At 62.2% G+C, this 16,281-nt stretch carries 17 protein-coding genes; 5 read left to right on the forward strand and 12 right to left on the reverse strand.

Translation table 11 applies throughout. The features are described 5' to 3' along the window. Positions 1 to 285: 285 nt before the first annotated feature. Positions 286 to 1,752 carry a RimK family ATP-grasp domain-containing protein gene (locus GTW25_RS00005; protein ID WP_252909895.1) on the reverse strand — a complete coding sequence of 489 codons (1,467 nt, stop codon included), beginning with the start codon at positions 1,750 to 1,752 and terminating at the stop codon, positions 286 to 288. Further along, on the reverse strand, positions 1,749 to 2,876 hold the full coding sequence (locus tag GTW25_RS00010) for a GNAT family N-acetyltransferase/peptidase C39 family protein (RefSeq protein ID WP_252909897.1): 1,128 nt from the start codon (positions 2,874 to 2,876) through the stop codon (positions 1,749 to 1,751). The genes GTW25_RS00005 and GTW25_RS00010 overlap by 4 nt, the downstream gene beginning before the upstream one ends. A gap of 242 nt (positions 2,877 to 3,118) precedes the next feature. Here GTW25_RS00010 and GTW25_RS00015 point away from each other — a divergent pair, with 242 nt between their 5' ends. The 3 genes from GTW25_RS00015 to GTW25_RS00025 all read left to right on the forward strand — a co-directional run bounded on the left by GTW25_RS00015 (position 3,119) and on the right by GTW25_RS00025 (position 5,759). After that, a complete protein-coding gene (locus GTW25_RS00015) occupies positions 3,119 to 3,934 on the forward strand; it encodes a mechanosensitive ion channel family protein (RefSeq protein WP_252909899.1) in 816 nt (271 codons plus the stop codon). 47 nt (positions 3,935 to 3,981) lie between these two features. Further along, positions 3,982 to 4,416 (forward strand): LysM peptidoglycan-binding domain-containing protein, encoded by a 435-nt coding sequence (locus GTW25_RS00020; RefSeq protein WP_252909901.1) that lies wholly within the window; start codon positions 3,982 to 3,984, stop codon positions 4,414 to 4,416. 104 nt (positions 4,417 to 4,520) lie between these two features. Continuing rightward, the gene (locus GTW25_RS00025) at positions 4,521 to 5,759 is read left to right on the forward strand and encodes an MFS transporter (RefSeq protein ID WP_252909902.1); all 1,239 of its coding nucleotides are present in this window, start codon (positions 4,521 to 4,523) and stop codon (positions 5,757 to 5,759) included. Between the two features lie 838 nt (positions 5,760 to 6,597). Here the strand turns inward: GTW25_RS00025 and GTW25_RS00030 are convergent. From GTW25_RS00030 to rpoZ, 9 genes are all read right to left on the reverse strand, one after another. After that, positions 6,598 to 7,116, reverse strand: coding sequence for a PaaI family thioesterase (locus GTW25_RS00030; protein WP_252909903.1), 519 nt, complete (start codon positions 7,114 to 7,116; stop codon positions 6,598 to 6,600). Next, complete coding sequence (gene recO, locus GTW25_RS00035; protein WP_252909905.1) at positions 7,113 to 7,868, reverse strand: DNA repair protein RecO; 756 nt, start codon at positions 7,866 to 7,868, stop codon at positions 7,113 to 7,115. Before recO ends, GTW25_RS00030 begins: the two co-directional genes overlap by 4 nt. Positions 7,869 to 7,886: 18 nt before the next feature. Beyond that, positions 7,887 to 8,807 (reverse strand): GTPase Era, encoded by a 921-nt coding sequence (gene era, locus GTW25_RS00040; RefSeq protein ID WP_252909906.1) that lies wholly within the window; start codon positions 8,805 to 8,807, stop codon positions 7,887 to 7,889. Further along, entirely contained in the window at positions 8,804 to 9,517 is a 714-nt protein-coding gene (gene rnc, locus GTW25_RS00045; RefSeq protein ID WP_252909908.1) for a ribonuclease III, read from the reverse strand. The genes era and rnc overlap by 4 nt, the downstream gene beginning before the upstream one ends. Further along, positions 9,517 to 10,260: a signal peptidase I gene (gene lepB, locus GTW25_RS00050; RefSeq protein ID WP_252909910.1), complete on the reverse strand. Its 744-nt coding sequence runs from the start codon at positions 10,258 to 10,260 to the stop codon at positions 9,517 to 9,519. Before lepB ends, rnc begins: the two co-directional genes overlap by 1 nt. Positions 10,261 to 10,343: 83 nt before the next feature. Further along, positions 10,344 to 10,745 carry a holo-ACP synthase gene (gene acpS, locus GTW25_RS00055; protein ID WP_252909912.1) on the reverse strand — a complete coding sequence of 134 codons (402 nt, stop codon included), beginning with the start codon at positions 10,743 to 10,745 and terminating at the stop codon, positions 10,344 to 10,346. Next, positions 10,745 to 11,320 (reverse strand): orotate phosphoribosyltransferase, encoded by a 576-nt coding sequence (pyrE, locus tag GTW25_RS00060; protein ID WP_252909913.1) that lies wholly within the window; start codon positions 11,318 to 11,320, stop codon positions 10,745 to 10,747. The genes acpS and pyrE overlap by 1 nt, the downstream gene beginning before the upstream one ends. A 9-nt stretch (positions 11,321 to 11,329) precedes the next feature. Continuing rightward, positions 11,330 to 13,564 carry a RelA/SpoT family protein gene (locus GTW25_RS00065; protein ID WP_252909914.1) on the reverse strand — a complete coding sequence of 745 codons (2,235 nt, stop codon included), beginning with the start codon at positions 13,562 to 13,564 and terminating at the stop codon, positions 11,330 to 11,332. 113 nt (positions 13,565 to 13,677) lie between these two features. Beyond that, on the reverse strand, positions 13,678 to 14,082 hold the full coding sequence (gene rpoZ / locus GTW25_RS00070; RefSeq protein WP_252909919.1) for a DNA-directed RNA polymerase subunit omega: 405 nt from the start codon (positions 14,080 to 14,082) through the stop codon (positions 13,678 to 13,680). A gap of 214 nt (positions 14,083 to 14,296) precedes the next feature. Between rpoZ and GTW25_RS00075 the strand changes: the two genes are divergently transcribed. Together GTW25_RS00075 and GTW25_RS00080 are read left to right on the forward strand one after the other, a co-directional pair. Next, a complete protein-coding gene (locus tag GTW25_RS00075; RefSeq protein WP_252909920.1) occupies positions 14,297 to 14,881 on the forward strand; it encodes a LabA-like NYN domain-containing protein in 585 nt (194 codons plus the stop codon). Positions 14,882 to 14,889: 8 nt separating this feature from the next. Next, positions 14,890 to 15,549 carry a uracil-DNA glycosylase gene (locus GTW25_RS00080; RefSeq protein ID WP_252910633.1) on the forward strand — a complete coding sequence of 220 codons (660 nt, stop codon included), beginning with the start codon at positions 14,890 to 14,892 and terminating at the stop codon, positions 15,547 to 15,549. A gap of 242 nt (positions 15,550 to 15,791) precedes the next feature. Here the strand turns inward: GTW25_RS00080 and smpB are convergent, their stop codons facing one another. After that, on the reverse strand, positions 15,792 to 16,265 hold the full coding sequence (gene smpB / locus GTW25_RS00085) for an SsrA-binding protein SmpB (protein ID WP_252909929.1): 474 nt from the start codon (positions 16,263 to 16,265) through the stop codon (positions 15,792 to 15,794). Positions 16,266 to 16,281 lie beyond the last annotated feature (16 nt).

Raw genomic sequence — 16,281 nt, forward strand, 5'->3', positions numbered from 1 at the left:
GTTGACGGTGGCAATGCGGGAAGGGACCCGGCCAAGCCTCGGTCTCGCCAGCAGGCGGATCAGGATTCCGACGGTATCCTTCCCGCATTCACTCTACACCACCCCGAACACACAGGATTCCTGTGACAAGCACAGGAATGACGGCATTAAAGTACCGCCGATCCACCAGTGCGATTGGCACCAGCATCTATACCAACCGTCATTCCTGTGCTCGCCTGCCCCCGTGCTTGTCACGGGGGGCACAGGAATCCATGCCTCACCATCTCAATCGATATACAGCATAACCTACCGCCCCTGCCGCTCCAGCCGCGTCAGGAACCATTGCGTCAGGCGCTGCCAGACTTCGTCCTTCTCGCCGGCATCTTCCACACCATGTTCGAGATTGGGATTGTCGTTGACCTCGATGACATAGATTTCGCCGCTTGGCATTTCCTTCAGGTCGACGCCGTAGAGCCCGTCGCCGACGCATTGCGCGGCGCGTACGGCCGTGTCGATCACATGGGCCGGTGCGTCGGTCAGCGTGAAGGCGCGGAATCCGCCCTCGTCCGGCTTGCCGCGCCGGTCGTGATTGACGATCTGCCAGTGCTTCTTGGCCATCAGATACTGCACGGCGAAGAGCGGCTGGCCGCCGAGCACGCCGATCCGCCAGTCGTAATCGGTCGGAGAGTATTTCTGAGCGATCAGCAGATCGGAATCCTCAAGCCATTTGGTGGCCAGCGTCTTCAACTCATCGAAATTGGCCGCTTTCTTCACGCCGCGCGAGAACGCGCTGTCGGGTATCTTCAGGACCAGCGGAAAGCCGAGCGTGTCGGCCGCGACCTGAAGATCGCTCACCCCGGCGATCATGACGGTCGGCGGAACCGGCACCTTGTTGGCGTCCATCAACTCGTTGAGATAAACCTTGTTGGTGCAGCGGATCATCGACAGCGGATCGTCGATGACAGGCATGCCTTCCTGCTGGGCGCGCCTCGCGAACCGATAGGTGTGGTTCGAAATCGACGTCGTCTCGCGGATGAAGAGCGCGTCGTAATTGGCGAGCTTCGGCAGGTCGCGCCGGGAGATCGGTTCCACCTCGACGCCCATCTTCGCCGCGATGCGCGACCAGTGCTTCAGCGACGCGATCGAGGATGGCGGCAACTCCTCCTTCGGATCGACCAGCGTGGCGAAGGAAAAGCGCGCGGGCGTGCGCTGCTTGGTGTCGCGCCATTCGCGCGCCGTGTAGATGTCGAGGCAATCGAGAAAGCGATTCTTGTCGTCCTCCTTCATGCGCGCCAGCGGCAGGAAGCCGATTTTGCCGATCGTCGCCCACTCACCATTGTCGCGGATGGTGACTTCGAGCGCAGGCGCGCGGAACCAGTCGAACAAAAGCCGTGCGAACCGGTCGCAGGCGCGCGACGGGCCGATACCGAAGAAGATGGAAATGCGAGCGGGGAAAATCCCGTCAAATTCCTTGCGGCAGCGGTTCAGCGTCTGTTCGAGTTCCGGCAGCGCGGCCTCGTAGAGCTTCTTCTCCGACAGGTCGATCATCGTCTCGACGGACGGAATGATCCTGTGGCCGCGCGAACCGGCCAGCAACGAGGCGTAGTAGCCACGGCTCTGATAGGCGTAGGAACCCGACAGATTGATGATCTTGGGGCGTTGCGCGCGGAAAAGCGAAGGATGCGTCAGGTAATCGCGATTGGTTATGATCTTGTGAGGCGTTTCGAACTGGTCGAGGTCGCTCTTGCGACCGGTCAGGATGACCCAGGTCATTTTCTCTTTTTGTCTCCGAGCATCACGGCGGCCCTCAAGGCGGGCTGTCCGAACTGAGCCATTCGCATGAACATCTCATAGGGAACCGGAACGTTCGCCGCGTCGGCCGCCGTTTCGCCATGCTCATCTTCGACCCACGGGTCGTGGATGAAGATGTGGTCGCCATCGTCGTCGATCGCCAGCACCCAATGCGGCACCTTCTTTCCGAACATCAGGAACCCGGAGATAAGAACCATCACGAGGCGTCCTTGTTTCAACGCCCTGCGAATATCGTCGAGAACGAAGGCTCGCTCATGGACCGGCACGCCATATTCCGCGATCCGCGCGCGAAAATCGATCTGCGCAAGCTGCATGACCCGCCGCTTTTCATGACTGCGCACCGATTGCAGGAAAAGGGGACCTTCCTGCGACACGAAGATTTCGGATTTCACGCCGTTCTCATGCGCCGCGACCGCCATTCCGAACGGCTCGCATCCGCCCGGCCCCGACATCATGAAGATCGTCGTCGCGTCGCGCCACAGCCGGATTTCCTTGACCGTGTCGGGAACATAGGCAGGATCGAAATGCGCCTTCGCCATCATCAGGCAGCAGGGGCCGCAGGTAAAATCGGCCGTCTGTTCGTAAAACGGCACCTTCGTCGAGCGGATTTCGCCGTGCAGCAGCTTTTCCATGCGGATCGCGGCGACACCGTCCTCGTAATAGCCCTTCTCGATGCCGATGCGGCGATAATGGTTCTTCTCGTAAAGCGAGATCGCGCGCGGGTTGTCCTCGCGTACCTCGAGCCGCAGGAGCATGCGGCCATGCTCATATGCCGCGTGCTCGGCGGCGGCCAGCAATATGCGTCCAAGGCCGCCGCGCCCCGACGCCGGATCGACGGCCAAGGAATAGAGCCGCGCCACGCCGCTGCCCTTTCGAAACAGCACCATGCTGTATCCGACGATCGCGCCCTGATGCTGCGCGACGGTCGTTTCGGCGGTCGGCCGTTCGATGAGCTGATGAAACGAGCGGCGTGAAATACGGTCCTGCTCGAAGACGCGCGCTTCGAGCAGTGCCAGCTCGTTCTCGTCGCCCACGCGCGCCGGGCGCAGGACAATACCGAACGTCGTCGTCGGTGCGGATGCCATTGCGGCGATTTCCTCGGGACAATCATGTACCGGCATCTGATCGATCATCCGGCCCGTCGGCAGCCTCCCGTGGCGCGACGGCAAATTCGCTTTCGCGCCTCCATTGCGGTCTTATTGTGGCCGACCGAACAAGGCCGTCAAGCCTGCTCATGGCGGCCTCGATATATGCTTCGTGCAGCCGCTTCTTGCTTCGACGGGTAGGCGCGCTAGAACAGAACTGCAAAGCGTTGGAGGGACACGACGTGCAGGAAATCGAAGCCACAACCGCCGAAATGATCACCTTCGGCCGAACGCTTTACGACGAAATCATGGCGCTCGTGATCACCTACGCCTTTTCCTTTCTTGGTGCGATCATCATCCTGATCGTCGGCTATACGATCGCCAATGTCGCGGAACGCTCGATCTACGCAGCGCTCAGCAAATTCAAGAGCTTCGACGAGACGCTGCGGCGCTTCCTGTCCAAGACCGTGCGCTATGCGATCCTGGTCGTCGTCGGCGTCACGGTGTTGTCGCAGTTCGGCGTGCAGACGGCCAGCATCATCGCCGCCATCGGCGCGATCGGCCTTGCCATCGGCCTTGCGCTGCAAGGCACGCTGCAGAACATCGCGGCCGGTATCATGCTTCTCGTCCTGCGCCCATTCCGTGTCGGCGAGTTCATCGCCACGCCGACAATCTCGGGCACGATCGAGGATATCGGGTTGTTCGCGACCGAACTTCGCGGCGCGGACGGCGTCTATATCTTCGCACCCAACAGCCTGCTCTGGAACGTGCCGGTCACGAACTCCTCGCGCAACGATTTGCGCCGCGCCGAGATCACGCTGACGGTGCCGGAAACGGAGGATGCCGAGAAGGTCCGCTTGAAATTGCTCGATCTTGCCTCGGACGACAAGCGCATCCTCGACAAGCCGTCACCGGAGGCGTTTCTCAGCACGGACAACGCTGCAATCGTCACGCTTCAATACTGGACCACGACGCGAAATTTCTGGCAGACGAAGGTTGATATGAGCCAGAAGGCGCGGGTCGTGCGTGCGGCCCCCACCGCGCTTCCATCACAATAGGGCGATGCCGGCTGCAATCTGGCGGATAATGACCTAGATTGATGGGCATGAGACACGCTGCCGCCCTTTTCATCCTCGTTCCGCTTCTGACAGCATCGCCGGCCCTGGCATGCCCCAGCACCATAACGATCACGCGCGGCGACACGCTGTCGGCCATGGCGGCGGCGTGCGGCATCAATGTCGAGACCTTGATGCAGGCCAATCCGGGCCTGCGCCCCAACCGGCTTCAACCTGGCATGATCGTGGATGTTCCGTCCCGCGCCCTCCCCTCGGCGCAGCTTCCCTATAACAGGCCGCAAGTCACAGTGGCCCCGCCGATCGCCTCCAGCGGACCGGGCATCCAGATGCCGACGAATATTCAAGGCCGCGAATACCGAACCGAGCGGCCGATCTATGTGGACCCAACCCGGCGGCTTTTTCCCAGTATCGTTCCCGGACCCGGCGAGCCCGGCTCGCCGGGGCGTCCGTTTCCGCTTCGATAGGTCGGAGTAGGACAGTTCAACGAAATTGAAGCATCCAGCGCTGCAATTCATTTCCGTTTGAAAAACCGCTCGGCTAGTGTCCCGCTTCAATCGAGACACGCGCCATGACCACGATTCCCGCCGACCGCCCAGCTACTCGCTCCGTGCCCTGGCTCCTCATCGTCTGCGGGTGCCTTATCGCGGCCATGGCGTTCGGCCCCCGTTCGGCGATGGGCTTCTTTCAATTGCCGATGCTGGCGGACAAGGGCTGGGACCGCACGACCTTCGGTCTCGCAATGGCGATCCAGAATCTGCTGTGGGGCCTTGGCCAGCCTGTCTTCGGCGCGATCGCGGACCGCTACGGCACATGGCGCGTGCTTTCCTTCGGCGGCCTTCTCTACGCGAGCGGTCTGGCGCTGATGTCGGTCGCGGACACGCCGACGATGCTGCATATCAGCGGCGGCGTGCTTGTCGGCCTCGGCGTGGCCGCAAGTTCCTTCTCCATCGTGCTCGCCTCGTTCGGGCGCAACACGCCGCCGGAAAAGCGCTCCGTCGTCTTCGGCATCGGCACCGCCGCCGGCTCCGCCGGCATGTTCATCTTCGCGCCCGTCAGCCAGGGCCTGATCGACGCCTATGGATGGTCCGACACGCTGCTCATCATGAGCGCGATGATGCTGATCATCCCCGTGCTCGCGATCCCGCTGGTGGGGAACTCGAAGACCGGCTCGGTGCCGCAGGCGCAGTTCGAGCAATCGATGGGCGAAGCTTTGCGCGAGGCGTTCGCGCACAAGAGCTACCTGCTGCTGGTCTCGGGCTTCTTCGTGTGCGGCTTCCAGGTCGCGTTCATCACCGCGCATTTCCCGGCCTATATCGGCGACCTTGGCATTGATGCCAGCTATGCCGTGCTGGCGCTGGCCCTGATCGGTTTCTTTAACATCATCGGATCGCTTGCCGCGGGCGTCATCGGCCAGAAATATTCGAAGCCGATGTTCCTCGTCTTCATCTATATCGGCCGCTCCATCGCCGTGACCGCTTTCCTTCTGTTGCCGCAGACACCTACCTCGGTGGTCGTCTTCTCGATCGTCATGGGCCTGTTGTGGCTGTCGACGGTGCCGCCGACCAACGCGCTCGTCGCCATCATGTTCGGCACGCGGTATCTGGGCATGCTGGGAGGGCTCGTCTTCCTGTCGCACCAGATCGGCTCTTTCCTCGGCGTGTGGCTGGGCGGCTATCTCTACGACGCTTTCGGTTCCTACAATCCCGTCTGGTGGCTGGGTGTCGCGCTCGGCATCTTCGCGGCCATCGTGCACTGGCCGATCAAGGAGCGCGCCGTCGACCGCCCCGCGCTGGTGGCTGCGGAGTAGGCTCGACAACGGACGCGCGCCATCGTCGCCGCGCCCGAAAGCCGGTTGGGGTGGGTCGGGAAGGCGACGGTCCGCGTCACGCTCTTTTTTGATTTTGTATGGTGCGATCGGCAGGACCGTCACCCGGCGCTGTCATGCTACGTCCCTTCTCCAGCGGCGGCGGGCAAGCCCGACGCTCTTGAGGATTGGTGCGCGGAATGGCGGCGCGCCGCTCGCTCGATCGTTTGAACGGAGCGCTGAAGTCCTGGCCGCAGCACGCCCGACTGAGCGGCTACGTTGGCCACACGATCGGAACGCCGGTCCCTCCCCGCATCAGAACGTCTCCGGACGCGTTCCCGGCGGGAGGAACTGAGGCGCATGATAAGGGAAGGTGGGGAGAGGATGGATAAGTTTTTGCGACGGGCGGGGATCGCCGTGCCCGTGGACATGGCGAGGCATAGATTCCTGTGACGAGCACAGGAATGACGGCATCAGGGTTTATGCCAATCTTCAGCGTTTGCGCTTTGCAAAGGGTTCCAAGCCACAAGGATGACGAGGCGGGACGGTTGGTGTCATGACCTCAGTCAGGACAACGAAGCAGGAAGGTTTTTGTCATGCCCCCTACCGCAGGAGCGGCGGGCGTTGCCCTCGGAAGGAGGAGCCGCGGTTCGGCGTTACGCGAATGGACAGGTCGAGGCGGGATTCCTGTGACGAGCACAGGAATGACGGCACAAGGGGTTTTGGAACCCAAAGCCGTCAGTGATTTGCAAAACCGCTACTCCCGTCATTCCTGTGCTCGTCACAGGAATCCAGGCCTCAACGTCCCGGCCGCGCTATCGGTGCCCAAAAACCAACACCATCACCGCGCAGCCAGATTTCCAATTGGAAAGATCGCGCAGGTTTCGGTGCCGATGGCGAGCAGTTTGCCGTTTTCATCCGTCATCCGCGCTTCCGAGACCGCCAGCGTGCGACCTTTGTTGACCACCTTGCCCTCGCAGGTGACCACGCCGGTCTTGTCGCTGATGGGACGCAGGTAGTTCACCTTCATCTCGACCGTGGAATAGCCCTCGCCCTTGTCCAGAAGCGTGTGGATGCAGCAGCCGAGCGCCGAATCCAGCACCGTCGCCGCCCAGCCGCCATGCACCGAGCCGAGCGGGTTGAAATGGCGCGCGCCGGGCATGCCCTGGAAGACCACCCTGCCCTCGTCCACCTCGACCAGACCGAAATTCATCCGCGCGGCGATGCTCGGCGCGGGATATTCGCCCTCAACGACGCGGCGCAGGAGTTCGAGCCCGGTATAGTGCGCGACATCCTCATGCGGGATGGTTCCCAACCCGCGCGGTGCGACATATCCGGGAAAAATCTCGACTTCGGTCATGCGGCATTCTCTCCGTTGTTCGATTTTGAAAAGGATTTTCGAAGCGCGCCCAGAAAGCCGATGCGCGAATCCGGTTCTTCCATTCCGCGCGGCTCATAAATATGCCGCGTCAGGAAAAAACCGGTCAGGCGGAAGGCTTCGGCGATCGTCGTCTCGTCGCAGCCCAATCGGGAGCCGCGTTGCAGGAATTCGGGCAGCGCCAGCATCTTGTCGCGCCACGGATCGCCCGCCGCCCGCGAGACGGCGCGGCCGCTCTTCGGCGAGACATAGGCAAGGTCTTCGCGCGCGCCCGTCGCAGCGCAGCGTTCGAGATCGAGGCCGAAGCCAAGCTCTTCCAGAATCAGCAACTCGAAACGGACGATCAGTTCGGCGGCCGAGGTGGGGTCTTCCAGATTGTCGAGCACGATGGAAAGCGTCTCATAAAGCCCTGAATGGGGGTCGCGCTCGGGCAGAAGGCGCAGATGCGCAGCCATCAATTGCAGGCCGTAGACGCTTGCCGCGCTCTCCATCAGGCGCGCCGCCTTCAGGTCCACCGGCTCGACGGCGAAGAAGCCCAGATGCTCGTCGAGCCGCGCACGCCAGACGAGTTCGACCTTGTTGCCGGGCTGGAGCACCGGTTGCATCCGGCGCGAGCGCCCGCCGCGCACGAGCCCCAGATGCCGGCCATGCGCCGGCGTCATCACTTCGAGGATGACGCTCGTCTCGCCATGCCGACGCGTGCCAAGGATGATGCCGTCGTCACGCCATTCCATCAGGCAACGTTCGGCGTCTTACCGGGGAAATTCAAGTCCCATCTCGCGGTAACGCTCGGGATCGTTGATCCAGTTCTCGCGCACCTTCACAAAGAGGAACAGATGGACCTTCTGCTCCATGATCTCGGTCAGTTCCTCGCGTGCGGCCTGACCTATGGCGCGGATGGTCTCGCCCTTTTTGCCGAGCACGATCTTCTTCTGGCTGTCGCGCTCGACATAGATGACCTGATCGATCTTGATCGATCCATCCTTCTTTTCTTCCCAGCGCTCCGTCTCGACATGGGACGAATAGGGAAGCTCCTGATGGAGACGCAGGAACAGCTTCTCGCGCGTGATTTCGGCGGCGAGCTGGCGCATGGGAAGATCCGAAATCTGATCTTCCGGGTAGTACCAGGGGCCCTCCTGAACGTTCTCCGCGAGATAATCGAGCAGGTCCGTGCAGCCCGAGCCATTGAGCGCGGAGACCATGAAGGTGCGCTCGAAGGTGACGTTTTCGTTGGCCTTGGCCGCGAGCGCCAGAAGGTCTTCGCGCTTGACCTGATCGATCTTGTTCAGGATCAGGATCTTCGGCTGACGGACGTTTTCCAGCCGCTGAAGGATCGTCTCGGCGTCGCCGCGAATGCCGCGTTCGGCATCGATCAGAAGCGCGACCATGTCGGCGTCCTTCGCCCCGCCCCATGCGGTCGTGACCATCGCCTCGTCCAGCTTGCGGCGCGGCTTGAAGATGCCGGGCGTGTCGAGGAAGACGATCTGCGCGCGGTTGTGGGTGGCAATGCCGCGCACGACGGCGCGCGTCGTCTGCACCTTGTGCGTGACGATCGACACCTTGGTTCCGACGAGCTGGTTGAGCAGCGTCGACTTGCCGGCGTTGGGCGCGCCAATCAGCGCCACGAAGCCGGAGCGCGTCGGGGCCTCGATGCCCGTTGTTTCGTCACTCATTCCGTTTCGTCCTTCCAGACGCCTTCACGCGTCAAAACCATGGCTGCCGCCGACTGTTCGGCCTCGCGCTTGGAGCGCCCGGTGCCCGCACCGGGCTTCACGCCGTCGATCAGCACGCTGACGGTAAAGACGGGATCATGATCCGGTCCCTCGCGACTGTCCACACGATAAGTCGGCGATGCCTTGACGCGCTGATGCGCCCATTCCTGCAATTCCGTCTTGGCGTCGCGCCGGCCGGCCGAAATGTTCTCAGCCCTGTCGCGCCAGTTCGCCAGAATGAAGGTGCGCGCCGCATCCAGCCCCTTTTCGAGGTAGATAGCTGCGATCAGCGCTTCCATCACGTCCGAGCGCGTGTTGACCCGCTTCCTGCCGGAGAGCGAGCCGAATTCGGCGCCGGCACGGATCAGCGGCGTCAGGGCGATCTCGTCGGCGAGTTCGGCCAGCGTCTCGGCGTTGACCAGCGCATTGAGGCGCACCGAAAGCTCGCCTTCGGCAGCGTCGGGGTAGGCTTCGAACAGCATCTCGGCAATGACGAGACCGAGCACGCGATCACCCAGAAACTCCAGCCGCTCGTAGTGACCGCCCGCCGCCGGCTGCGCGCTGGCATGCGTCAGCGCACGCGCAAGACGCTCGTGGTCGGACAGTGCGATGCCGGTTATCTTTTCCACGGCAGCGGCAAGCGCCGCGCCGTCGGGCGTTCCGCGTGCCATCAGTTGACCGAGTTCAGAAGGCGCGAGAAGCGCAGTTCGGTCGGCCAGCGCCAGATTTCCAGCGGGCTCGCGCCGCCGGCCATCGAGAAGAAGATGATGTTGGCGCGCCCGACCAGATGATCATAGGGCACGTAGCCGACCGAGAAGCGGCTGTCGGTCGAGTTGTCGCGGTTGTCGCCCATCATGAAGTAATGGCCTTCGGGCACGCTGAACTCGCGCGTGTTGTCACCGATCGAATTGGGCGTCAGGTCGAGCGTGTCGTAGGAAACGCCGTTCGGCAGGGTCTCGCGCCAGACCTCGACGGGCCGCGCCATCTCGGTGATATCGGGATTGTCGATCTCGTCGACCAGTTCGCGCTCGACCGCCTCGCCATTGATGAACAGCTGGCCAGCGCGCATCTGCACCGTGTCACCCGGCAGGCCGATCACGCGCTTGATGTAGTCGAGCGAGGGGTCCGGCGGGAACTTGAAGACCACCACGTCGCCGCGCTCGGGTTCCGCGCCCCAGATGCGGCCGTTGAAGAGCGGCGGTGAGAACGGCAGCGAATGGTTCGAATAGCCGTAGGCCCATTTGGTCACGAACAGATAGTCGCCTTCGAGCAGCGTCGGGCGCATCGAGCCGGACGGGATGGAAAACGGCTGGAAAAGAAGCGTGCGGATGACGAGCGCCAAAAGCAGCGCCTGCACGATGACGCTGACGGTTTCGCCGAAACCGCCCGATTTCTTCTTGTTCTGGTCAGACACGCAGCGATTCTTTCAAGGTTTTACGAAAAGCGGTCCGTCTTACCGCTTGCCGAGGTTTGCGGCAACGCCGTTGCGTCGCTTGGTCACGGCGCTGGTATGGCTTCGATGACGACGAAAGCCTGCGCCAGCGGGAAGTCGTCGGTGATGGTCAGGTGGATTGCGGCTTTGTGCCCGGGCGGCATCAAGGCGTCGAGCCGTGCGGCGGCCCCGTTCGTCAGCCGCATGGTGGGCTTTCCGCCGGGCAGGTTGACGACGCCCATGTCGCGCCAGAAGACACCGCGCGACAGGCCCGTGCCGAGCGCCTTGGCGCAGGCTTCCTTGGCGGCGAAGCGCTTGGCGTAGGACGCGGCACGCAGCTTGCGCCGGTCGGATTTGGCTTGCTCAATGTCGGTGAAGATGCGCTGGATGAAGCGTTCGCCGTGCCGCTCGATGGTTTTTTCGATACGGCGGATATCGATCAGGTCACTGCCGATGCCGATGATCATCAGATGTTCCGGCTGCCGGGCTTGACGGGAGGAATGGCGGCAAGTTCTGGCGGCAGCGCGTCGACAGGGTATGCCGGGACCTCATACTCGGCCAGCGAGATAAGCGGCACGCCGACATCGGCCTTGCCGGCCGAACGGTCGACGATGCAGGCGGCGGCAACGACATCGGCACCCAGCGCCTTGAGACACTCGACCGTCTCGCGGATCGACAGGCCCGTCGTCACGATGTCCTCGACGATGACCACTCTCGCGCCTTTCTCGATCTCGAAGCGGCGCAGACGGAACGTGCCCTGCTCGCGTTCAACCCAGACGGCCGGGACACCTAGATGCCGCGAAGTCTCGTAGGCCGGAATGATTCCACCGACAGCGGGGCCGACGACATAGTCCGGCTTGCCGACGCTTTCCTCGATCTTCGCGGCAAGAGCCTTGCAGAGCGTCTCGGTCTTGTCGGCGTGCATGAAGACGCGCGCCTTTTGCAGGAAGACCGGGCTGCGCAGGCCGGAAGTCAAGATGAAATGTCCTTCCAGAATCGCGCCCGCCTCGCGGAATATCCCCAATACGTCTTCGGTCTGCATCAGTGCCCCCTATCCGTTCACGCGGCGCACTTCCGAGACGCTCGCGTTTTCCTTTAGCTGCGTCATGAGCCGGTTCAGATGCTTCAGGTCCCAGACCTCGAGATCGAAGACCATTTCGGTGAAGTCCGGCGCGGTGCGCAGCATCGTCAGCGTATGGATGTTGGCGTCGTTGGACGCAATCACCTGCGAGATATTCGCCAGTGATCCGGGCTCGTTGATGGCGGTGACCGACACGCGGGCCGGAAACCGCTCGTGATTGGCCTCGTCGATGTCCCATCGCACGTCGATCCAGCTTCCGGGCTGGTCGTCGAAGGCGGTCAGCGAGGGCGACTGGATCGGATAGATCGTGATGCCCGATCCCGGTTGCAGGATGCCGACGATGCGGTCGCCGGGTACCGCGCCTTCGGGCGCGAATTTGACCGGCAGATCGCCACGCACGCCGCGGATCGGCACCGCGCCGGTTTTCCTGCGCCGCCCTTTTCGTTCCGGCGTTGCCGACGAACGCGGCATCTGGAAGAGCATGCCGGCGGCGTTGCGCAAATTGAACCAGCCTTCCTCGCGCTGGCGCGGGGGCTGCGCGGCGACGCGTTCGTCCTTGTGGTCGGGATAGACGGCGCGCATGACGTCCGGCGAGGCGAGTTCGCCGCGTCCGACCGCCGCCAGAACGTCCTCGATATCCTTGCGCGCCAGACGATGCAGGACCGGCTTCAACAGATCCTTGGAAAAAACCTTTCCCGAGCGCTCGAAGGCGCGCTCCAGAATGCGCATGCCAAGCCCGGAATACTGCTTGCGGATGGCGTTCTTGGTCGCGCGGCGGATCGCCGAGCGGGCCTTGCCGGTGACGACGACCGATTCCCATGCGGCAGGCGGCACCTGCGCCTTCGAACGGATGATCTCCACCTCGTCGCCGTTCTTCAGTTCGGTCATCAGGGGCATGATGCGGCCGTTGATCTTGGTGCCGACGCAGGTGTCGCCGACATCGGTGTGCACCGCATAGGCGAAATCGATGGGCGTCGCGCCGCGCGGCAGTGCGATCAGCCGGCCTTTCGGCGTGAAGCAGAAGACCTGATCCTGAAAAAGTTCGAGCTTGGTATTTTCGAGGAATTCCTCAGGATTGTCGCCTTCCGACAACTGCTCGATGGTGTGGCGCAGCCAAGCATAAGCATTCGTCTCCTTCGACAGCTTCAGCCCGCCATTGCCGGAATTGGCGACGCCGTCCTTGTAGAGCGTGTGCGCGGCGACGCCGTATTCGGCGATTTCCTCCATCTGGCGCGTGCGGATCTGCAATTCGACGCGCTGGCGCGATGGGCCGACAATTGTCGTGTGGATCGAGCGATAATCGTTCTGCTTCGGCGTCGAGATGTAGTCCTTGAACCGGCCGGGCACCATCGGCCAGGTCGTGTGGATCGCGAACAGCGCGCGGTAGCAATCCTCCTCGCGATCCACGATGACGCGGAAGCCGAAGATATCGGAAAGCTGCTCGAACGAAAGCGCCTTGGTCTCCATCTTCCGGAAGACGGACCACGGCTTTTTCTGCCGGCTCTTCACGGTCGCCTTGATGTCGTATTTTTCGAACAGGACGGAGAGCGACTTCTCGATGTCGCCGATCACGTCCTTCGAGCGCTCGTAGATATCGGCGAGGCGTTCCGTCACCGCGCGGTGCGCTTCGGGATTGATGGTGCGGAACGCGAGTTCCTCGAGCTCCTCGCGCATGTCCTGCATGCCCATGCGACCGGCGAGCGGCGCATAGATTTCCATCGTCTCCTCGGCGATGCGGATGCGCTTGTGCTCGGGCATATGGTCGAGCGTGCGCATGTTATGCAGGCGGTCGGCGAGCTTGACCAGGAGGACGCGCACGTCCTCGGCGATCGCCAGCAGGAGCTTGCGCAGATTCTCCGCCTGCTCGGCTTTCCTGGAGACGAGATCGAGCTTCTTGAGCTTGGTCAGCCCCTCGACGAGCTTGCCCATCTCCGGCCCGAACAAGGTATCGATTTCCTGACGGGTGGCAGACGTGTCCTCGATCGTGTCGTGAAGGAGCGCAACCGCGATGGTCGCTTCATCGACATGCATGTCGGTGAGGATGGCTGCGACTTCGAGCGGATGGGAGAAATACGGGTCGCCGGATGCACGCTTTTGATGCCCATGCTTTTGCATCGCATAGACATAAGCCTTGTTCAAAAGCGCTTCGTTCACGTCGGGCTTGTAGCGATGGACACGCTCGACAAGCTCGTACTGCCGCATCATGGAGACGAACCCCCGTCAAAAGAAGAAAATGCCGCGCAACCGTGGCAGCGCGGCACTTTACCTAGATAGAGGTCGAGTGACGGCAGCGAAAGAGCGCTTGCCGACTGGACCGATCAGAAATCGTCGCTCTTTTCCGGTGCAACGAGACCTTCGATGCCAGCGAGAAGGTCGTCTTCGCTCATGCGATCGAACGCGATGTTCTCTTCAGGCTCGTCCGCCGAAGCAGCGGCTGCGTTGTCGCCGGCGTCGGCAGCGATCGCGGGGGCAGCTTCCGCTTCCGGCTCGTCGACCTCGACATGCTTTTGCAGCGAGTGGATCAGATCTTCCTTCAGGTCTTCCGGCGAAAGCGTCTCGTCCGCGATTTCGCGCAGGGCAACGACCGGGTTCTTGTCATTGTCGCGATCGATGGTGATCGCGGCGCCCTGCGAAATCAGGCGGGCGCGATGGCCGGCGAGCAGAACCAGCTCGAACCGGTTGTCGACCTTGTCGATGCAATCCTCAACGGTGACGCGGGCCATGGGCTGCCCCTTTCATGTCTTCGAGTATCGGGAGATTGCGTGCTCCATATCGAAAATTTCGGGACTTGACAAGCATCGGCCGCGCCGTCCCGTGGCATCAAAATTCGTTGAGCCATTGCACGAGCCGCTTGGCGCGGCCGCCAAGGCCGACTATGTCGGAAGCATATTTCAACCGTCATTTCGATCAAAAAGCCACTGCCGAAGGACCTCAGCCATGTTCGACCCGCGCGAGAAGATCGCCCTTTTCATCGACGGAGCCAATCTCTATGCGACCTCGCGCGCGCTTGGCTTTGACATCGACTACCGCAAGCTGCTCAGCCATTTTCAAAGCGAAGGCTATCTTTTGCGCGCCTATTACTACACGGCGCTGATCGAGGACCAGGAATACTCGTCCATCCGCCCGCTGATCGACTGGCTCGACTACAATGGTTACACGGTCGTCACCAAGCCGGCCCGCGAATTCACCGATGCGACCGGCCGGCGCAAGATCAAGGGCAATATGGACATCGAACTGGCCGTCGGTGCTCTGGAACTTGCCGGCACGGTCGACCATTACGTGATCTTTTCAGGCGACGGCGATTTTCGCACCCTCGTCGAGGCGCTGCAACGCAAGGGACGCAAGGTTTCCATCGCCTCCACGATGACCTCGAACCCGTCCATGATCTCGGACGATCTGCGCCGGCAGGCCGATCATTTCATCGAACTCAGCGCTTTGAAGAGCAAGATCGGACGCGAAGGCGGCGAACGCGTCGCCAGACGTCCGGCGACACCGGAATTCATCGAGGACGACGAGCTTTGAGCGGGCGCATGCCCTCGATCGGCCCGGCCGAGCCATCGCCCGATTGTCCGCTGTGCCCGCGCCTGCACGGTTTCATCGCCGAGTGGCGGCGCAAGGAACCGCACTGGTTCAACGCGCCCGTGCCGACATGGGCGGACGCGGCCGGCGACGACAAGGTCGAACTCCTGATCGTCGGCCTTGCGCCGGGACTGCGCGGCGCAAACCGCACCGGGCGCCCCTTCACGGGCGACTATGCCGGCGACCTTCTCTATTCGACGCTGAAGCGGTTCGGCTTCGCCCGTGGCGAATTCAAGGCGCGCCCCGACGACAGCCTCGAATTGACTGGAACCGCGGTCACGAACGCCGTGCGCTGCGTGCCGCCGGAGAACAAGCCCGTCGGCGCCGAGATCAATACGTGCCGGCGGTTTCTCGTGCCGACCATGGCGCGGTTCGCGAATTTGAGGGCGATCGTGACGCTCGGACTGGTTTCGCACCAGTCGGTCGTGCGCGCGCTGGGCGGACGCGTCGCGGCCCACCCCTTCGGCCATGGCGCACAAGCCGAACTCGGCGGCCTGCGCGTGTTTTCGAGCTATCACTGCTCGCGCTACAACACGAACACGGGACGATTGACGGAGGAGATGTTCGTCGATGTTTTCGGCGAGGTGCGGGCGTTTCTGGGCGCAGACTGAGCGGTTATGGCTGCACGATGGTGCTGACCTGCGTCATCTCGGAGCAGATATGGCGAGGCATGGATTCCTGTGACGAGCACAGGAATGACGGCATCAAAGTTGACGCCAGCCTCCATCGCTGGCGATTGGGAAATGCCAATTATGCATCGTCATTCCTGTGCTCGTCACAGGAATCCATGCCCCTACAATCGATCGTCAATTCGCCGGAAAAAATCACACCAGCGATTTCAGCCTGCACCGAATTAACCGTGCGCCTTTAACAACCGGGCTTTTTCCCGGCTCCAGTCGCGCTTTTTCTCGGTCTCGCGCTTGTCGTGGAGCTTCTTGCCCTTGCCCAGACCGAACAGGAGCTTCGCGCGGCCCTTCTCGTTGAAGTAAATTTTCAAAGGGACCATGGTCATGCCCTCGCGCTCGACGCCCTGCGCCAGGCGAGCCATTTCCTTTTTCTTCAACAACAGCTTCCGGCGGCGGCGCGGCTCGTGGTTGAAGCGGTTTCCTTGCGTGTATTCAGGAATATAGGAGTTGATCAGCCAGATCTCTCCGCCTTCCGCCGACGCGTAGGATTCGCCGATATTGGCCTGCCCCTCGCGCAACGACTTCACCTCCGTGCCCGTCAGAGACAGGCCCGCCTCATAGGTATCCGTAACCTCATAGGCGAAACGCGCCTTGCGGTTCTCGGCCACCGTCTTCGAATTATTGTCTTTTTCCTTTGCCATGGTCCCAAATTGGTGC

The organism is Aliihoeflea aestuarii (assembly GCF_024105665.1).
Classification (GTDB): Bacteria; Pseudomonadota; Alphaproteobacteria; order Rhizobiales; family Rhizobiaceae; genus Aliihoeflea; species Aliihoeflea aestuarii.

Bases quoted from the DNA above. Each gene is read 5' to 3' on its own strand.
- GTW25_RS00005 (WP_252909895.1), bottom strand. From the start codon at position 1,752: ATGACCTGGGTCATCCTGACCGGTCGCAAGAGCGACCTCGACCAGTTC.
- GTW25_RS00010 (WP_252909897.1), bottom strand. From the start codon at position 2,876: ATGGCATCCGCACCGACGACGACGTTCGGTATTGTCCTGCGCCCGGCG.
- GTW25_RS00020 (WP_252909901.1), top strand. From the start codon at position 3,982: ATGAGACACGCTGCCGCCCTTTTCATCCTCGTTCCGCTTCTGACAGCA.
- GTW25_RS00025 (WP_252909902.1), top strand. From the start codon at position 4,521: ATGACCACGATTCCCGCCGACCGCCCAGCTACTCGCTCCGTGCCCTGG.
- GTW25_RS00030 (WP_252909903.1), bottom strand. From the start codon at position 7,116: ATGACCGAAGTCGAGATTTTTCCCGGATATGTCGCACCGCGCGGGTTG.
- recO (WP_252909905.1), bottom strand. From the start codon at position 7,868: ATGGAATGGCGTGACGACGGCATCATCCTTGGCACGCGTCGGCATGGC.
- era (WP_252909906.1), bottom strand. From the start codon at position 8,807: ATGAGTGACGAAACAACGGGCATCGAGGCCCCGACGCGCTCCGGCTTC.
- rnc (WP_252909908.1), bottom strand. From the start codon at position 9,517: ATGGCACGCGGAACGCCCGACGGCGCGGCGCTTGCCGCTGCCGTGGAA.
- acpS (WP_252909912.1), bottom strand. From the start codon at position 10,745: ATGATCATCGGCATCGGCAGTGACCTGATCGATATCCGCCGTATCGAA.
- pyrE (WP_252909913.1), bottom strand. From the start codon at position 11,320: ATGCAGACCGAAGACGTATTGGGGATATTCCGCGAGGCGGGCGCGATT.
- GTW25_RS00065 (WP_252909914.1), bottom strand. From the start codon at position 13,564: ATGATGCGGCAGTACGAGCTTGTCGAGCGTGTCCATCGCTACAAGCCC.
- rpoZ (WP_252909919.1), bottom strand. From the start codon at position 14,082: ATGGCCCGCGTCACCGTTGAGGATTGCATCGACAAGGTCGACAACCGG.
- GTW25_RS00075 (WP_252909920.1), top strand. From the start codon at position 14,297: ATGTTCGACCCGCGCGAGAAGATCGCCCTTTTCATCGACGGAGCCAAT.
- GTW25_RS00080 (WP_252910633.1), top strand. From the start codon at position 14,890: ATGCCCTCGATCGGCCCGGCCGAGCCATCGCCCGATTGTCCGCTGTGC.
- smpB (WP_252909929.1), bottom strand. From the start codon at position 16,265: ATGGCAAAGGAAAAAGACAATAATTCGAAGACGGTGGCCGAGAACCGC.